This is a genomic window from Anabaena azotica FACHB-119, from assembly GCF_014697625.1.
GTDB lineage: Bacteria > Cyanobacteriota > Cyanobacteriia > Cyanobacteriales > Nostocaceae > Trichormus > Trichormus azoticus_A.
In genome coordinates this window covers 1-14,730 of record NZ_JACJSG010000087.1, presented here as the reverse complement: position 1 = coordinate 14,730, position 14,730 = coordinate 1, and the positions used below count along the sequence as shown (strand labels likewise).

16 protein-coding genes and 2 pseudogenes are annotated in these 14,730 nt (G+C 40.7%); 6 read left to right on the top strand and 12 right to left on the bottom strand.

Annotated elements, in window-relative coordinates; all coding sequences use genetic code 11:
* Positions 1-73 (bottom strand): annotated as a pseudogene (locus H6G83_RS36570) (IS200/IS605 family transposase); the annotation flags it as partial.
* 120 nt (positions 74-193) lie between these two features.
* Positions 194-475: a LysR family transcriptional regulator gene (locus H6G83_RS33435; RefSeq protein ID WP_242044994.1), complete on the bottom strand. Its 282-nt coding sequence runs from the start codon at positions 473-475 to the stop codon at positions 194-196.
* 871 nt (positions 476-1,346) lie between these two features.
* On the opposite strand from H6G83_RS33435, the gene psb35 reads away from it, so the two are divergent.
* Positions 1,347-1,574, top strand: a complete 228-nt coding sequence (gene psb35, locus H6G83_RS33430; RefSeq protein WP_190480248.1) for a photosystem II assembly protein Psb35 — start codon at positions 1,347-1,349, stop codon at positions 1,572-1,574.
* A 159-nt stretch (positions 1,575-1,733) separates the two neighbouring features.
* On the opposite strand, the gene H6G83_RS33425 is transcribed toward psb35, so the two are convergent.
* Together H6G83_RS33425 and H6G83_RS33420 are read right to left on the bottom strand one after the other, a co-directional pair.
* Entirely contained in the window at positions 1,734-2,156 is a 423-nt protein-coding gene (locus H6G83_RS33425; protein WP_190480246.1) for a tellurite resistance TerB family protein, read from the bottom strand.
* 57 nt (positions 2,157-2,213) lie between these two features.
* Positions 2,214-3,563 (bottom strand): 16S rRNA (cytosine(967)-C(5))-methyltransferase, encoded by a 1,350-nt coding sequence (locus H6G83_RS33420; protein WP_190480244.1) that lies wholly within the window; start codon positions 3,561-3,563, stop codon positions 2,214-2,216.
* Positions 3,564-3,780: 217 nt separating this feature from the next.
* On the opposite strand from H6G83_RS33420, the gene H6G83_RS33415 reads away from it, so the two are divergent.
* Entirely contained in the window at positions 3,781-4,017 is a 237-nt protein-coding gene (locus H6G83_RS33415) for a helix-turn-helix domain-containing protein (RefSeq protein ID WP_190480241.1), read from the top strand.
* Positions 4,018-5,334: a site-specific DNA-methyltransferase gene (locus tag H6G83_RS33410; protein WP_190480239.1), complete on the top strand. Its 1,317-nt coding sequence runs from the start codon at positions 4,018-4,020 to the stop codon at positions 5,332-5,334.
* Here H6G83_RS33410 and H6G83_RS33405 read toward each other — a convergent pair.
* From H6G83_RS33405 to H6G83_RS33390, 5 genes are all read right to left on the bottom strand, one after another.
* Positions 5,309-5,911, bottom strand: coding sequence for a hypothetical protein (locus tag H6G83_RS33405; RefSeq protein ID WP_242044993.1), 603 nt, complete (start codon positions 5,909-5,911; stop codon positions 5,309-5,311). The two genes, H6G83_RS33410 and H6G83_RS33405, sit on opposite strands and share 26 nt — an antisense overlap.
* Before the next feature lie 89 nt (positions 5,912-6,000).
* The gene (locus H6G83_RS35740) at positions 6,001-6,168 is read right to left on the bottom strand and encodes a hypothetical protein (protein WP_242044992.1); all 168 of its coding nucleotides are present in this window, start codon (positions 6,166-6,168) and stop codon (positions 6,001-6,003) included.
* Between the two features lie 503 nt (positions 6,169-6,671).
* A complete protein-coding gene (locus tag H6G83_RS33400; RefSeq protein WP_190480237.1) occupies positions 6,672-8,123 on the bottom strand; it encodes a glycoside hydrolase 100 family protein in 1,452 nt (483 codons plus the stop codon).
* 989 nt (positions 8,124-9,112) lie between these two features.
* The gene (locus H6G83_RS33395; RefSeq protein ID WP_190480236.1) at positions 9,113-10,480 is read right to left on the bottom strand and encodes a DUF3370 domain-containing protein; all 1,368 of its coding nucleotides are present in this window, start codon (positions 10,478-10,480) and stop codon (positions 9,113-9,115) included.
* Positions 10,481-10,635: 155 nt separating this feature from the next.
* Positions 10,636-11,157: a pyroglutamyl-peptidase I family protein gene (locus H6G83_RS33390; RefSeq protein ID WP_190480234.1), complete on the bottom strand. Its 522-nt coding sequence runs from the start codon at positions 11,155-11,157 to the stop codon at positions 10,636-10,638.
* A gap of 57 nt (positions 11,158-11,214) precedes the next feature.
* Between H6G83_RS33390 and hisH the strand changes: the two genes are divergently transcribed.
* Together hisH and rsmD are read left to right on the top strand one after the other, a co-directional pair.
* Complete coding sequence (gene hisH, locus H6G83_RS33385) at positions 11,215-11,850, top strand: imidazole glycerol phosphate synthase subunit HisH (RefSeq protein WP_190480231.1); 636 nt, start codon at positions 11,215-11,217, stop codon at positions 11,848-11,850.
* A gap of 163 nt (positions 11,851-12,013) precedes the next feature.
* On the top strand, positions 12,014-12,568 hold the full coding sequence (gene rsmD / locus H6G83_RS33380) for a 16S rRNA (guanine(966)-N(2))-methyltransferase RsmD (RefSeq protein ID WP_190480229.1): 555 nt from the start codon (positions 12,014-12,016) through the stop codon (positions 12,566-12,568).
* Between the two features lie 145 nt (positions 12,569-12,713).
* On the opposite strand, the gene petG is transcribed toward rsmD, so the two are convergent.
* Positions 12,714-12,827: a cytochrome b6-f complex subunit V gene (petG, locus tag H6G83_RS33375; RefSeq protein WP_067775600.1), complete on the bottom strand. Its 114-nt coding sequence runs from the start codon at positions 12,825-12,827 to the stop codon at positions 12,714-12,716.
* 204 nt (positions 12,828-13,031) lie between these two features.
* Between petG and H6G83_RS33370 the strand changes: the two genes are divergently transcribed.
* Positions 13,032-13,406: a c-type cytochrome gene (locus H6G83_RS33370; protein WP_190480251.1), complete on the top strand. Its 375-nt coding sequence runs from the start codon at positions 13,032-13,034 to the stop codon at positions 13,404-13,406.
* 132 nt (positions 13,407-13,538) lie between these two features.
* Here H6G83_RS33370 and H6G83_RS33365 read toward each other — a convergent pair whose 3' ends face one another.
* A complete protein-coding gene (locus H6G83_RS33365) occupies positions 13,539-14,525 on the bottom strand; it encodes a tetratricopeptide repeat protein (protein ID WP_313937721.1) in 987 nt (328 codons plus the stop codon).
* A 19-nt stretch (positions 14,526-14,544) separates the two neighbouring features.
* Positions 14,545-14,730 (bottom strand): annotated as a pseudogene (locus H6G83_RS35070) (RNA-guided endonuclease TnpB family protein); the annotation flags it as partial.

Genomic DNA, 14,730 nt, shown 5'->3' with positions numbered 1-14,730 from the left:
GCCTGTATTTAACACACCATACAATATGATATTCAATTGCATAAACATAACCCCTTCCGTGTTTTACTTCCATACTTTATCTTACCATGTGCGTAACCATGTGTAAAACCAAACATGGAAATATAGAGCGCCTAACTCATGACTCGAAGTCACGAGTGTGCGGCTTGAAGAAATCAAAACCAAAATCGCGGCTCTAAACCAAATTTTTCGGTAAGCCTTTATGAAGGTTAGCTTCTGCTTGCATCATTTCCAAATGCAGCATTGCTTGACGAGCGTGATGTAAAATTCGCTCTCCGGCTGGTGTTAACACCGCTCCATGACGACCTCTCGCAAACAAGGGTATACCTAATTCTTCTTCTAGAGTAGCGATCGCATGACTGATTGCTGGTTGCGTCAGTTGCAAATCTAAAGCTGCTTCACTAAAATTACCATGCTCTGCTACTGCAACTACAGCGCGAAGTTGGGAAATTTTCATAAGCAATTAACACAGTTAAATTCTCAATAAATGTTGATTTTAGAAGTAGTCAGTAACTTATTCAGGACTTACGCAACTAGCACTTGGGGTAGGGTGCGTCAGATGGGGAAAATCCTTGAATCTGTACGAAATTGTTGGGGCTGACGCACCCTACAGTTACTTTGATGATGACACTTGCATAAGTCTGATTATTGTCTTGTTTTAGACTAATGCGAACAAATATCTACAGACAAAAATTCATCTTTTTTTAAACCATTGCACTTTTATATTTTCTATTTTGACACTTTTCCATTATATAATTTTTTTATATAAACTATACAAGCCATTATTGGATTACTAATTAAAACGTTGTTAAAGTTTCATTTATTGAACTAATGTCATAATTAACTTTATGCAAAATAACCTTACTTGTCTACAACCTAAAGGCAGATAAACACCAAATAGCAGACTATTTCGACATATTTATAGTAAGAGAATTTTACATAATATTTGGCAAAAACTGCTAAAAATCATCCTAATAAATCCCCAGGAAGTACAAGTTAGACAAAAGATAGACCGTTATGGTAATCAATATTGGTACGCATACGACCCCGTAACAGGAAAATCTTTCGCTTCTGGTTCAGAAACTGACATATCCATGTGGTTAGAACAACTTCACAGGAGTCAGTTATCAGTTATCAGTTATCAGTTATCAGTTATCAGTTGTTATTTTCCCCCTTTCCCCTTTCCCCTTCCCCTTTCCCCTTTCCCCCTTCCCCCCTTCCCCTCTCCCATATGTAATACCCAATGTTTCAAACTGGGGGGGGATGTGAATGATACACTTCTTCTATAATCTATTAAGAAGTGTTGCGTACATTAGGAAGGTATATTTATGCGTATATTGATGCAGGCCGCAGATGCAGTAGCGACTGGTGGGTATCATTTCCCTACAGCTTTTACTTTGGTGTATATAGTCGGCTTTATTGCGGCTGTAACTATTGGTTCCATTGCTTGGTACAACTCCAAACGTCCTGTAGGTTGGGAAAGCAAAGAGCGTCCTGATTTTGTACCCAAGGTAGATAAAGAAGAAACTCCGGGTCTGGGTGAACCGAAGTCTTAATTAGTCATTAGTCATTAGTCATTGGTCATTGGTCGTTAGTCAACAGCTAAAAATGCAGGTTTTGGACTATAGACTATGGACCCTTACGGGTTCGCCAGTTCCCAGGGCGCGGGAAACCCGCCTACAAGACTGGCTCACTATGGACTTTTGACTATATAGTTAATTTTGAACTTCTACCCAACGCCGATAAAGCTGCTGGATTTGTTTTAACAGTATAGTATGGGCTGAATGGTTGGGGTCGTCTGGCTTTGCTATGTCCTGTACTTTAGTCAGGAGCTTTGCTTCTTCGATCGCCACATCCCCATCACTATAAATTAGACCGCTAATGGCTTCAATCAGATTTTCGCAGTCTTCGAGACTGGGGCGATCGCCCAAGTATTCTGTTAACCATGTGTAACATTCGTTGGGTTTGACTGCAACTAACTCATACAACCAAGGTTTAATCTCAGGATCGCTAGCCAAACCTTTTGCTTGGGCTATCTCGCGCAGACATTGGCGTTCTTCTGGTTGGATTTTGCCATCAATCCAAGCAGCACCAATCAGAATTTTCACTAAATTTTTCACGTTGGAATCTGTCACCATCGCTGCCTCCTCTAGGAGATTCAGGCTTCTATCAAATCGTACTATCCCTGATAGTAATCACGCGGAAACGTTGGTTTTTCTTAAGCGCACCATGAAAAAGCCGTCCATGTCTTGATTGTGGGGCCAAACTTTCAACCAACCATGTGATGTAGTGTAGCAAGAATCAAGCGAATTAGGGCTTGGCGGCTCAATTTGCCAATCAGTATTCTCAGTGAGGAATTGTGTAATTACATCTTCAGTTTCGGCTGGATGCAGTGTACAGGTAGCATAAACCAACACACCCCCCGCTTTGACAAATTTTGAGGTATGTGCTAATAGTTCCTTTTGTAGGGTCGAGAGTTCTTGCACTGATGCTGGTGTCTGTCGCCAACGTGCGTCGGCGTGGCGGTGGAGAGTTCCCAAGCCAGAACATGGGGCATCAAGCAACACGCGGTCAGCAGTATTGTAAAATTGCGGTAAGTTGCGACTGTCGCCTGTGCAAATTTGAATCGAGTGTAAATTGAGACGTTGGGCATTTTCTTTCAGTTTACGCAAACGCGAAGCAGTGCGATCGCCAGCCCAAACCGTCCCCCTATCCTGAATTAACTCAGCGATGTGAGTCGTCTTTCCCCCCGGCGCAGCACAAGCATCAATTATCACCTCGCCCGGTTGCGGGTCAAGCAAATGACCAACTAATTGAGCGCTAGCATCTTGGACAACCCACCAACCATCTTTAAACCCCGGAAGCTGTTGAATTGAGCCAGTATTGCCAATTAATCGTAAAGCTTGGGGTAAATTAGGGATGCGCCTCGCCAAAATTCCCGCAGACTTTAACGCTGTCTCGACTTCCTCTATAGAAGTACGCAGAGGGTTGATTCTTAAATCAATTGTTGGTGTTTGGTTCATCCATTCGCAGAGTTTTTCCGTCTCTGCCAAACCCAATTGTTCTAACCAAACCTGTATAATCCAATCAGGGAAGCTGTGTAAAATTCCCAACCTTTGCACCGGATTTTCCGGTAACTTAAGAAAATCTGGTGATGCCTCCGCCGAACGGATATACTGCCGTAATAAACCATTGACAAAACCTGTCAGTCCCGCAAAACCATTCTCCTTTGCTAATTCCACAGTAGTATTCACAGCCGCAGAAGCAGGGATACGCTCTTGATAACGCAGTTGATATAAACCTAAATGTAAGATAGTGCGGAGTTCGGTTGGTTGCTGGTGAGATTTCTTTGTGGCGAGTTGGTCGATAATAAAATCAAGCGTGCGTTGCCTCCTGACACTACCATAAAGCAATTCTGTTACTAGACGGCGATCGCTATCTAAGAGAGTAGCTCTTTGCAACGCTCTATCTAAAGCTACATCTGTATAAGCTCCTTTATGAACATCTCGCAGGGCGATAAAAGCTACTTGGCGGGGGTTAGTCATAGATAAAAAAGATTGCTGGCGTAATCATAGTTAAATTGGGGAATAAATTTGGATAAAATTAACCGCCGATAAACGCCGATGAACGCCGATGATAAAGATTTTTAGGTTTGGTTAATCCATTATTCTAGCCTTGTGATGCCACTAAGCTATTAATCTAGGCTGCTATGACAGAAGCGACAGTTGCGACACAAAAGCTTTCAGCATATAATAGCAAATTATGCGACAAAAACGACAGTATCAAGAAAGCAATGGTGGGGAAAACGAAAAGTTTTTAACCACTAGTGAAATAGCACAGATTCTTCGGGTGCATCAGAGAACAGTGCAACGATGGATCTCATCTAATCATTTAAAAGCTATAAAAGTAGGGCCGAAAATTTTCCGAGTCCGCAAGCAGGATTTCGATGAGTTTCTCGAAGGTCAAAATCAAGGTTGTCAGGAAAAATCAGAAGCTTAGATGGCTACAGGAATACCAAGTAAACTCAAGCGTAACAGTACTTCAAAGGATAGTAATAGAATATCCTTCAGGCTGGAGTATGAGGGGAAGTTAGCTGTTGAGGAAATTTTTAATATCTCACCAGCACAGTTGAATTGCGTAATTAAGGTAGAAAAACAGCCTAAAAATCAATTGATTTATGGTGAAAATCTCAGAGTTCTTAGAAGCTTGTTAAATGATGTTGATATTGCCGGAAAAGTTAAATTAATTTATATTGATCCACCCTACGCTACAGGTTCCGGTTTTGAATCTAGAACACAAAATCATGCCTATCATGATCTCATGGGTGGGGCTGATTATCTAGAATTTCTCCGTCATAGGTTAATTCTACTGAGAGAATTATTAGCTGATGATGGTTCAATCTATGTACATCTAGATGAAAATATGGCTTTCCCCATCAAAATTTTGATGGACGAAATTTTTGGTTCTAAAAATTTTCGCAATTGGATTACAAGAAAGAAATGTAACCCTAAGAACTTTACTCGAAAACAATATGGAAACGTTTCAGACTATATTTTGTTCTACACAAAAACTGAAAGCTATGTATGGAATCAAGCATTTGAAGCTTGGACAGATACTACAGCTAAAAAAGAATATCAGTATGTAGAAGAAGAGACTGGAAGACGTTACAAAAAAGTCCCTATTCATGCTCCCGGAATTAGAAATGGTGAGACTGGTAAACCTTGGCGGGGGATGCTTCCACCTCCTGGTAAACATTGGCAATATACACCCGAAACTCTGGATGAGATGGATGCAAGAGGAGAAATTTATTGGTCGCCAACAGGTAATCCCAGAAGAAAAGTTTATCTTGATAATAGTAAGGGTATTCCAGTTCAAGATATTTGGCTTGATTTCAAGGACGCTCATAATCAAAATATTAAAATTACAGGCTATCCTACTGAAAAGAATCCAGAAATGCTTAAACGTATTATTCTTGCTTCTTCTAACAAAGGTGACTTAGTACTTGATGCGTTTTCTGGTAGTGGTACAACCGTCGCTGTAGCAGAAGAACTCGAAAGGCGATGGATAGCAATAGATAATTCTCCTCTAGCAATAGAAACTACAATTCATCGTTTAGCTAAAGGAACTGAAGCAATGGGTGATTTGGTTAATGCTCATCAGGCGCAGATAAAGCAAGAATCTTTATTAGATATTAATAGAATTTTACGTACTGGACTTGATGTATATTTTGAGATATCGCCAGATTTACAAGCTATTTCCCCAGCTTTAATCGAAGAGTGGGATAGCAAACTCAACTTTCAAGCCAATCTCTGGTAAATCTCTCATCCAGCATCTTAAGAGTGCATACCATTACTTTCCCTTTACCGTAGTCTTCTAGAGCAGCATAATCATTCCACATTGAGCCAAGCGTAAGTCCTGGCCCGTCATTGAGAAAAAATATTTTTAAGGGTAACTTATGGGTATCAGCGTATTTAAGAATATCAGTTATTTTATCTCTGTTACCACCTGTGCGATCGTCCTCTTGCGCTCCTCCTCGATCTGAGTCGTAGCGAGCAAAGCCTATAACTAATGGTGTTTTATCCTGGTGAGAAATGAAAATATCTGCTGGCGTTCTTGCATCCCACGCCTTCAATACTTTATTGAGCATTACATCTTTTCCAGCACCTTTTGGCCCTTGAATCAAATATTCTGAACCAAAATTTGCCTCAAACCACAGAAAGAAAGCTTCTGTTAACTGATATCCCTTTTTTCCAGGGTTCTTATCCTGTATGAGAATAGCCATTAGCGCTTCGTCAGGGTTCGGGCGGCTGGCCAAGTTTTTTTTGACTTCCTCTATATCTCTAAATCGATACCCATAATCATTGATGATACTTTGCATATTTTTCTTTTTCATCAACATTTGAACAGAAGTATCAGGCGATACATATCTACGAAAAACTCGCAACAACTGAGTTCGAGATGGATTAGGTTTCTCTGTAATGCTTATGAATAATTCAGCAGAAGTTTTGACTGTATAACTAATTCAATAAACTCCTCTATGACACTGCCGTAAATAGTTTTTGCTTCATCTAGATAGTCTGGATAAAATTCTGAGTCGATGAAGGTAATGTATTGAGAGGCTCTGCTTTTATAGTTTTTAAATGAGGTCACAAGGCAACTCCTTTGTAGCTTTCGCTTCTATATTGCCCAGATATGGTAATTTATCCTACAAAAAATATGGGGAATAGCAAGAATAGTTGAGGAATTGGAGCGCCTAAAACAAAATCCCCTTACAATCGCAAGGGGATAAAATCAAAATCTATTTTTGACTCAATTTCAGTAGACCTCTTGCAAAAGTCGTTCTTAGCGCAATACGGTTCAGATAAGAATAATTAACCGCCGATAAACGCCGATAAACGCCGATTAGTTTAGATATTTAGTCAATGTTTCTGCCCAATTTAGCCTTAACTGAACCGTATTGGTTCTTAGCGTTCTTTTCTTTGCGTTTTTGCGCCTTTGCGTGAGACAAAAAAAGATTTATGCAAGAAGTCTATTGAGTTCTTGCATCTTTTCCATAAGATAGTGGCGATGCACTGCCCACCCTACTAAATAATCACCTTTTTAATTGGTGCTGGTGAATAAGAAATTACTGCAAGATGTGAGTCACAAAACTCTTACAAAGATACAGAAGTATCTACACTGCGAATTTCAAACTCACAAGCTCTAGAAATTAACTCTGGTGGTAGCTTCTCAAAGCTAACTAATGATAAGTGGGAAGCATCTTTCATCAATTCGCTGGCTAATAAGAAACCAGCAATTGTCCAGGTTTGATATTTTCTCGCTTGTTTACCTATTAGTCGCCCTTTCTTACCATCATAATATTCTGGCCATTCATCTTCTAAAAGCCGTCCTTGGGCAATTTCCAGGGCTTTAGCTGCTAAATAAGGTTTACCAGTTTTGACGGATGCTGCGGCTAACATCCACATTAAAACCGGCCAGCTACCCGCATTATGATAAGACCAAGGAATATTTTTCGGGTCACACCCTGTAACAATTCTATATTCTTCATCTTCTAAGGCTGGGTAGCAGATTTTCATTGGCATATCTCCTACCAAATCTTCCCATCTATCTTCGATGAGAGTCATAATGGCTTGTGATTGTTCTTCTGTCGCTAAGTCAGAAATAATCGACATTAAATTACCCACTGCAAAGAAGCGAGTATCTAATTGCGACGGCCCCACATTCCCCGCCATATAACCGCCTTCTTTCGGCAACCATTTATCTAATTCATAATAGGGAATTGAGTCTACATATATATTGAAAAGGTTGACTGCTGTTTTACCATATTCCTCACTCTTGAAGCGGTAAATGGCATTTAAGCGATGAATATCTATCCAATAATGTTGGCGAATGTGGGCGCATAAAAGTGGGAGGCGGTTGTCAATTGCTTCGACAACATCTTGATTTCCTTGACAAACTAACATTTCACGGGCTGCACGTAATGCCGCGTAAAATAACACTTGTAGTTCCAATGGATGTCCATAAATTCCTAAACGGCGGTCAATCATACAAGCGCCATCTGGAACTAACAATGTGGGGTACATATCAAAGCGATTTGCCAAACAGATTTCCATAATTAGCCGAATACCTGTTTGAAATTCTGGCTGATAGGCTAAGGAAAAATCTTTGGTGGCGACTACATAAGCACGTAATAAAAGAATCCACCACAGACAAGAATCTACGGGTGTGACTCTGGCGATCGCATGTTCACCAAAATCCGCTTCTAAATATTCTTCACCATTATCTGTTACTACTTTAAAACTAGCGGGAATTAATCCCCGTCCAGGTTTATAGGCATCTAATTGCCTGTCTTTCGGCTGTAATTTTAAAGTTTCTTCTAGGAAGTTACGGACAATATCTGCTCTACCTTTAATCAGAAAAATTAAGGCTGATGAGACGAAATCTCTAATAAAACACTGGTCATAATTTAATGCTTCTACAGATACATCAACGGCTGCAACCGTACCAACTGGACGACCTTTATAGTATAAGATTGATTTCTCTAACGCTTTCCATGCTGAGTCTTCTATAGTTTGATTTGTTAGCAATTCGTTTAGTTTCTGCATCGCCAGATTAACTCCATTAGGGTGTAAATTTTTGGTAGATGCGCTTGGTTATGTTATCCTGATAAATTAGCAAAGATAACTTCTTAAAAAGCCTACATCAATTGAGATAACAGCCTACTATAAAATTTTCTAGCTGTTGTTTCTTATAATGCTGAATGAGCAATTAATTTGTTGGTAATCACTTATTCTTGTGATAAATTACAGCTATAGCTGTAATGACTTACCTCAAGTTAGCCAGTGATGATTAAATACAGTAAGTGAAAGATATATTTTTAACTTATCCTTTGTTACGGTTTGATTTCTGGAACTCTGCTTTACCAAATAAAAATATATCCGTAAGTCTATTTAAGGTTTGTATGAAGTCTGGAGGACTCCTCAGCATCCTTAATTAGGATTTAGTTTGAAAGACTAATTTTCCCCTTCAAATTAATAATTTATAACTTTTTGTGAAAATATGCAATATGAGTAATTACAATCTTTTAAAAGTCAATCCTTCTGAAGGATTATATATTGTACAACACAGAAAGATTAAATGCTGTTATCTAAAAGGCTAATCGTCAGTAACTTAAGCGCGATAACATATTCCCAGGTAAGTTAATGCAAACCAAATTAAATTAAAGTGAGATTAACTAGTATTGTTTGCAACATAGCATAATCTCAATTACTAAATTCAAATAAAGGAGATTTTACTGAAGATAGATTTAGTATTTTGACTAGCATTTGATACAGATACAGCAGTTATCTTTTGCATTAAGTACAAAGTTATTGGTTGTGATATTAAAGTTTATCTCTTTATTTTGGTTTTAGTAGGATGGGCATTGCCCCCCATATCATGGTAGTGGGTATTGCCCATGTTACTTAATTAGGACTTACGCAACTGGCACATGGGGTAGGGTGCGTCAGATGTGGAAAATCCTTAAATCTGTACGAAATTATTGGGGCTGACGCACCCTACAGTTAGTTTGATTATGACACTTGCGTAAGTCCTGTTAATTTTGAATTGATATTGTTGATACAGTTAATACTTGTGGTGGTGAAGCGTCGGGTGGATAGAGAAAGTCTACCTCGACCAAACGGCGATCGCCTGTTTTCATATTTAATGTTGCTAATGGTTCCCCTGGTTGACCCCGCTTTTGGACTAAATGCACAAATCGAGTTTGTTGCTGTCCTTGGTCATCCCTGTAACGGATGCGAACAGTTCCCCGGAAGAAGGTTTGACGAGCTGGTGTAGTAAAAAAGCGCAGTCCTGGTTGGGTTAACCTGTCTTCCTTAATAGGAGTCTGCAAAGATACATTCACAGTTTGCGGACTGGGCGTATTATTGTACAAAGGTAACTTTAAACTATATTGAATCGCGTAATTACCATGAGCGCGATAAGCCGTATCAGGATAACGTACCAACATAGGCGCACTCTGAATTTGACCAGTTCCTAAAGTACCCCCATGTAAGCTACTTAAAGCATAAGAAAAAGCTTGTCCAGGTTGGGGGATAGTTAAATTCCTCGCTTTGGGACTATCGACAATAAAAGAACGCCAATAGGAACCACGCGCCACCCCAGCCACACGACCATAAATTCTTGGTTTACCAGTTTCTTCCAAGGGAGTAGGTGTTTTATCCCTTGGCCCAGACACATCACTATTATCTAGTAAATTTTGCCACTCTTCTAAAGTCGGCGATCGCTCACTACCATCAGCGTTGGTACGAGCAAACATAGCCAAACTAGCCGCATACACTGTACCATCACTCCGCAACCGTACCAAAGTGGAGCGTCCATTTAAAGGTGGTGTTAATCCCCGCACAGGTATAGGCTGATTTAACAGCATCCGACTTTCACCCGGTGGAATCACAATTTGAGCCGGAAAAATATCTTGTCGCTGTCCTCTTAAGATATCATTCATTACGCGATCGCCAGGCCCAGCGAACACATTACCTAAATTATTTTCCACAAAAGAGGGCAACTCAATAAACGGTGCATCCGGTTGACTTAAATAACTAGCCCCTTGCAAAACATCTACCCTGACTGGTTGAGATGTGGGGTTATGTAAAAGTATGCCTAAATATAGTGAGCGTAAATTATCTGCCGGTTCCGCCCTAGCAATGTGATGAGCGAACACATCAAAGCGCCCGCGAAAAGGATAATTCAAATGCGCTGAGGGAAATTTTTTTCCGGTTGACGGAAAAGTAGAAAGTAAAATGCCCTCTTTTAAAACTAATTCTGGACTATTGCTGTTAAATGTTGGTATAGAATCTAACTGTCCTGGTAAAGCCCGGACTTGTTGCGGTTGGACTACCTCTTCGGGCGGTGGTGTAGTTGGAGTTGATTGAGCAACGAGAAAGCTTAGTAATAACGATAACATAGTGGACTGGGGACTGGGGAAAGGGGAAAGGGGCAGGGGGGAAAGGGGAAAGGGGAAAGGGGAAAGTGGAAAGGGGCAGGGGGGAAAGGGGAAAGGGGAAAGAAACTAATGATAACTGATAACTGATAACTGATAACTGTCCACTGCCTTCGACGCTAATTATTTGACAAAAGTGCCAGATTGTTAATAATTAATACGAAATCAGCAAGTATTACCAGCAAATTATCTTGATTCAGTACTGGGACATGAACAAAAACACAATGGCTTGATAGTTGCTTTTGTCCTAAGTAGTTCAGTACCGAATAATAAAGACCTTCGCAGACAAATTTACCGCAGTCGTCACTAATATCAGTTGCTCTTGCTCCTATGATCAATTTTTCTAAATCAATAGGGGTCTGTAAAAAAGTTTCTCCACAGCTAGCACCCATTTCTACACTCAATTTTTCCCGCCCTGCGGCCATGCCACAACAGACAATGTAATCTGGTTGATCCTCCTCTATTTTTGCGATTACTTCTGCACTAGCCAGCCCGATATCAACGGGTAATAAGCGCAGGAATTGTAAATCACATGGAAGTGAGTCAAGTTTGGTGACTTCAAATAATAAATCATCAGAGGAATTTGACTTTTGATCAGGCAGCCAAGTGGTAAAAGAAGTTAATAGAATTCTTTTCTTCATGGAAAATATTATTTAGAATAGAAAAACCCTCCATAAATAATTTACAAGGAGAAGGCAATGCCAGTTATTGCGGTGATAGATTACGAGATGGGAAATTTGCATTCTGTTTGCAAAGGATTAGAAAATGCGGGGGCGACTCCAATAATTACCCATTCTCATAAGGAATTAACTCAGGCGGATGCGGTCATATTGCCGGGAGTGGGAGCATTTGACCCCGCAGTGCAGAACCTGCGATCGCGTGATTTAGAACAACCAATAAAAGATATAATCGCATCTGGCAAACCCTTCTTAGGTATTTGTTTAGGGCTGCAAATTCTTTTTGAATCAAGTGCGGAAGGTAATCAACCAGGGCTGGGAATTATCAAAGGAAAAGTCAAGCGGTTTGTGTCACAACCAGGGATAACTATCCCCCACATGGGATGGAATCAGCTCGAATTAACCCAACCAAAAAGTATTTTGTGGGAGCATTTGCCCCCCCAACCTTGGGTATATTTTGTCCATTCCTACTATGTTGACCCAACTGAGCCTCAAGTGCGGGCTGCAACTGTTACCCACGGTACGCAAACCGTCACCGCCGCTATTGCCCAAGAAAACCTCATGGCAGTACAATTTCACCCAGAAAAATCATCAAATATTGGACTGCAAATCTTGTCTAATTTTGTCTCTCAAGTACGGGAAAAAATAGCTGCGTAATTGTTAGTTGTCAGTTGTCAGTTGTTAGTTGTCAGTGGTTCGACAAGCGGTAATCGAGCGTAGTCGAGATTCACCAACCTTGTCAGTAGACTAATAACTAGTCACTAATGTGAGTTGTCAGTTATCAGTAGACTAATAACTAATGACCAATGACTAATGACTAATGACTTTGAGAATCTACGGGAATCGCCAAATTAAAACTTTACCAGGGCAAGAGACCCGACCCACAACTTCGCGGGTGAGGGAGGCTGTGTTTAATATTTGGCAAGGAGAAATAGAAGGCTGTCGCTGGCTAGATTTGTGCGCCGGGAATGGTTCAATGGGTGCAGAAGCTTTGAGCCGAGGCGCTAGCTTAGTGATGGGAATTGAGAAATCCAGCCGAGCCTGTGCAGTAATTCAAGAAAATTGGCAGCGCATCGCCCACAGCGAACAAAAATGGCGAATATTGCGCGGTGATGTCGTTCAGCAGTTAAAAAACCTATCAGGGCAGCAATTTGACAAAATATATTTTGACCCGCCCTATACCAGTGGATTATATCAGCCAGTATTAGAAGCGATCGCCCAATATCAATTATTAGAGACAAACGGAGAAATAGCGATCGAACATAATCCCCAAGGATGGGTAGATATACTAATTCCTAACTGGGAAATTTGCCGTCAAAAAGTCTACGGTAACACAGCGCTGACTTTTTATAGAAGTGAGGAAACGGGGGAGTAGGGAAAGGGGAAAGGGGAAGGGGGAAAGGGGAAAGGGGAAGGGGGAAGGGGAAGGGGGAAAGGGGAAAGATTGTCTCCTCATCTTCCTCATCTCCCTCATCTCCCTCATCTCCCTCATCTCCCTCATCTCCCCCATCCCTCACTCATCAACCACCCAACTCATTGGGGCGCTTGTATTGCTTGTAAGCGGCGTAAAATAGTCCAGCCAGGGTTACGGGTATTAGACCAAGAACAATGCCTGAAAGTAGAGGTTCAATCACTGGAAATCTCCTGTTACGATTATTCATTATTTGTTTCCCGCCTTTAATTTTACCAAATCGCGGGTGAATGCCGCTTCCTACAGGATTCTTAGCCAAAGTTTAACGATAAAAACTGTAGTTGATGCTTGCAGACATCATCAAGAAATTTTAAGCTATGTGTAAGAAATGAAAAATTTCAGTAAACCTAGACTTCTAGCACAACTTTTGGATAACCAGATTACTAAACCTGAAATCCCGATTCAGCGTATCGCTTTAGTGGCGCTAGTGATACTGCTAGCAGTCCCTTTGGGCTTTTTTGGTGTTCAGTTGGTGAAAGCCTCTGACCCTTATGTTAAGGGTGTTCTTGCCATGAAAGGCGATCCAATCCAGGGACACGCTATTTTTCAAATCAATTGTGCTGGCTGTCACGGTTTAGAAGCAGATGGCCGAGTAGGCCCCAGCTTACAAGCAGTGTCTAAGCGTAAGTCCAAGTATGGACTCATTCATCAAGTCATTAGCGGGGAAACACCCCCAATGCCAAAATTTCAGCCCAGCACCAAGGAAATGGCAGACCTGTTAAGCTTTTTAGAGACTTTATAAGCCAGTAGAGTTGAGATACGCCCAAACCTAGAACCCCGGTTTCCTCAAGAAATCGGGGTTCTCTACGTAAGAGAGCGGCTAGAGGTTAGAGGCTAGATAGTTCTCAATTACATGAAAGTGTTGTAACTATAATTAAAATTTATTACGCTCAATTAAATATTCTAATTGACTTGTTTGATTGTCAATTACGGTTATGTAGGGACTGTCAAGAGTATATTTTGCTAAAAGTTGCGATCGCTCTGTTTTCAAAGTATCTATTTTTTCATACGCTGCATTTGATATGAGGTTTTTAACTACCGCTTGATCTACTTGTGGTTGCGTGGTCGCTAGCTGCTTATACAGATCCTCAAGTTGAGTATCAAAATGTTGAATTACTGGATTTTGAGACTGAAGTCTAGCTAAATTTAATGCGCGTTCAACTTCTGTATTAGCAATTGTACGTAAAATACTCCCAGTTGTAGTTTTAGGTATTGTTACGGCTACACCCAGATTTGCTAGCTCATTTCTCACCTGAGTTAACATCTGCTGATTCCTGTCATCCATGTGACCAGTACCAAAAATCCCATCTAAGTATTGCTGCAAGAGTTTTTCGGCTACTTTATAATCAGCGATCGCACTTTGTGTATATCCTAAATCCTTGTTCAGATTTGCTCTCAAAAAGTATTCATCAGGATTTGGATGACGATTATTAGCTATTAATTGAGTCAAATCAGAAATGGCTTTGGTTTTTTCACCCAACTTTTCATAAGCCCTAGCCCTGTTCCAATATGCAGAACTAGTCAAACCTAATCTACCAGTATTTTTCTTGATTACTTGTGTATAGTCTGCTACTGCTGCTTGATAATTTTCCATTGCAGCGTAAGCATTTGCACGATGATAATATGGTTCTTCAGCTTGGGGGTTGAGTCTAATCGCCTGGGTAAAAGCAGAAACAGCAGCTTGCAAGTCTTGGCGACAATCTTGTTGATAGTGTCCCATAGCCAAGAAGTCTTTGACAGAATAAGGATTTGCTGGTATTTGCATTTTGCAATCCTCAGAAAGTTGAGAATCTGGTATTTGTGCAACCACTAATGGTATGGAAGAACCTAGCAACAACACAGCAGACAATGTATAAATCACTGAGTTGACACTCTCCGCCCTAAAAGTGCGGAGATTCTTCATTCATAGACCCAACTTGCTCACACAAGATTTCTCCAGCATGAGTAGAGGTCGAATCTCCTGAAGCGTTCGGATCATAGATCCAGGTTCCTACGTGACCCGTAGTACCCAAGGCTAGTTTCAGAATGTTAATCGCTGCGTTCCAATCTCTATCCATCACAAATCC

What these genes read in the sequence shown, in the direction of transcription:
- H6G83_RS33435 (WP_242044994.1), bottom strand. Translation starts at nt 475, where the DNA reads ATGAAAATTTCCCAACTTCGCGCTGTAGTTGCAGTAGCAGAGCATGGT.
- psb35 (WP_190480248.1), top strand. Translation starts at nt 1,347, where the DNA reads ATGCGTATATTGATGCAGGCCGCAGATGCAGTAGCGACTGGTGGGTAT.
- H6G83_RS33425 (WP_190480246.1), bottom strand. Translation starts at nt 2,156, where the DNA reads ATGGTGACAGATTCCAACGTGAAAAATTTAGTGAAAATTCTGATTGGT.
- H6G83_RS33420 (WP_190480244.1), bottom strand. Translation starts at nt 3,563, where the DNA reads ATGACTAACCCCCGCCAAGTAGCTTTTATCGCCCTGCGAGATGTTCAT.
- H6G83_RS33415 (WP_190480241.1), top strand. Translation starts at nt 3,781, where the DNA reads ATGCGACAAAAACGACAGTATCAAGAAAGCAATGGTGGGGAAAACGAA.
- H6G83_RS33410 (WP_190480239.1), top strand. Translation starts at nt 4,018, where the DNA reads ATGGCTACAGGAATACCAAGTAAACTCAAGCGTAACAGTACTTCAAAG.
- H6G83_RS33405 (WP_242044993.1), bottom strand. Translation starts at nt 5,911, where the DNA reads ATGAAAAAGAAAAATATGCAAAGTATCATCAATGATTATGGGTATCGA.
- H6G83_RS33400 (WP_190480237.1), bottom strand. Translation starts at nt 8,123, where the DNA reads ATGCAGAAACTAAACGAATTGCTAACAAATCAAACTATAGAAGACTCA.
- H6G83_RS33395 (WP_190480236.1), bottom strand. Translation starts at nt 10,480, where the DNA reads ATGTTATCGTTATTACTAAGCTTTCTCGTTGCTCAATCAACTCCAACT.
- H6G83_RS33390 (WP_190480234.1), bottom strand. Translation starts at nt 11,157, where the DNA reads ATGAAGAAAAGAATTCTATTAACTTCTTTTACCACTTGGCTGCCTGAT.
- hisH (WP_190480231.1), top strand. Translation starts at nt 11,215, where the DNA reads ATGCCAGTTATTGCGGTGATAGATTACGAGATGGGAAATTTGCATTCT.
- rsmD (WP_190480229.1), top strand. Translation starts at nt 12,014, where the DNA reads ATGACTTTGAGAATCTACGGGAATCGCCAAATTAAAACTTTACCAGGG.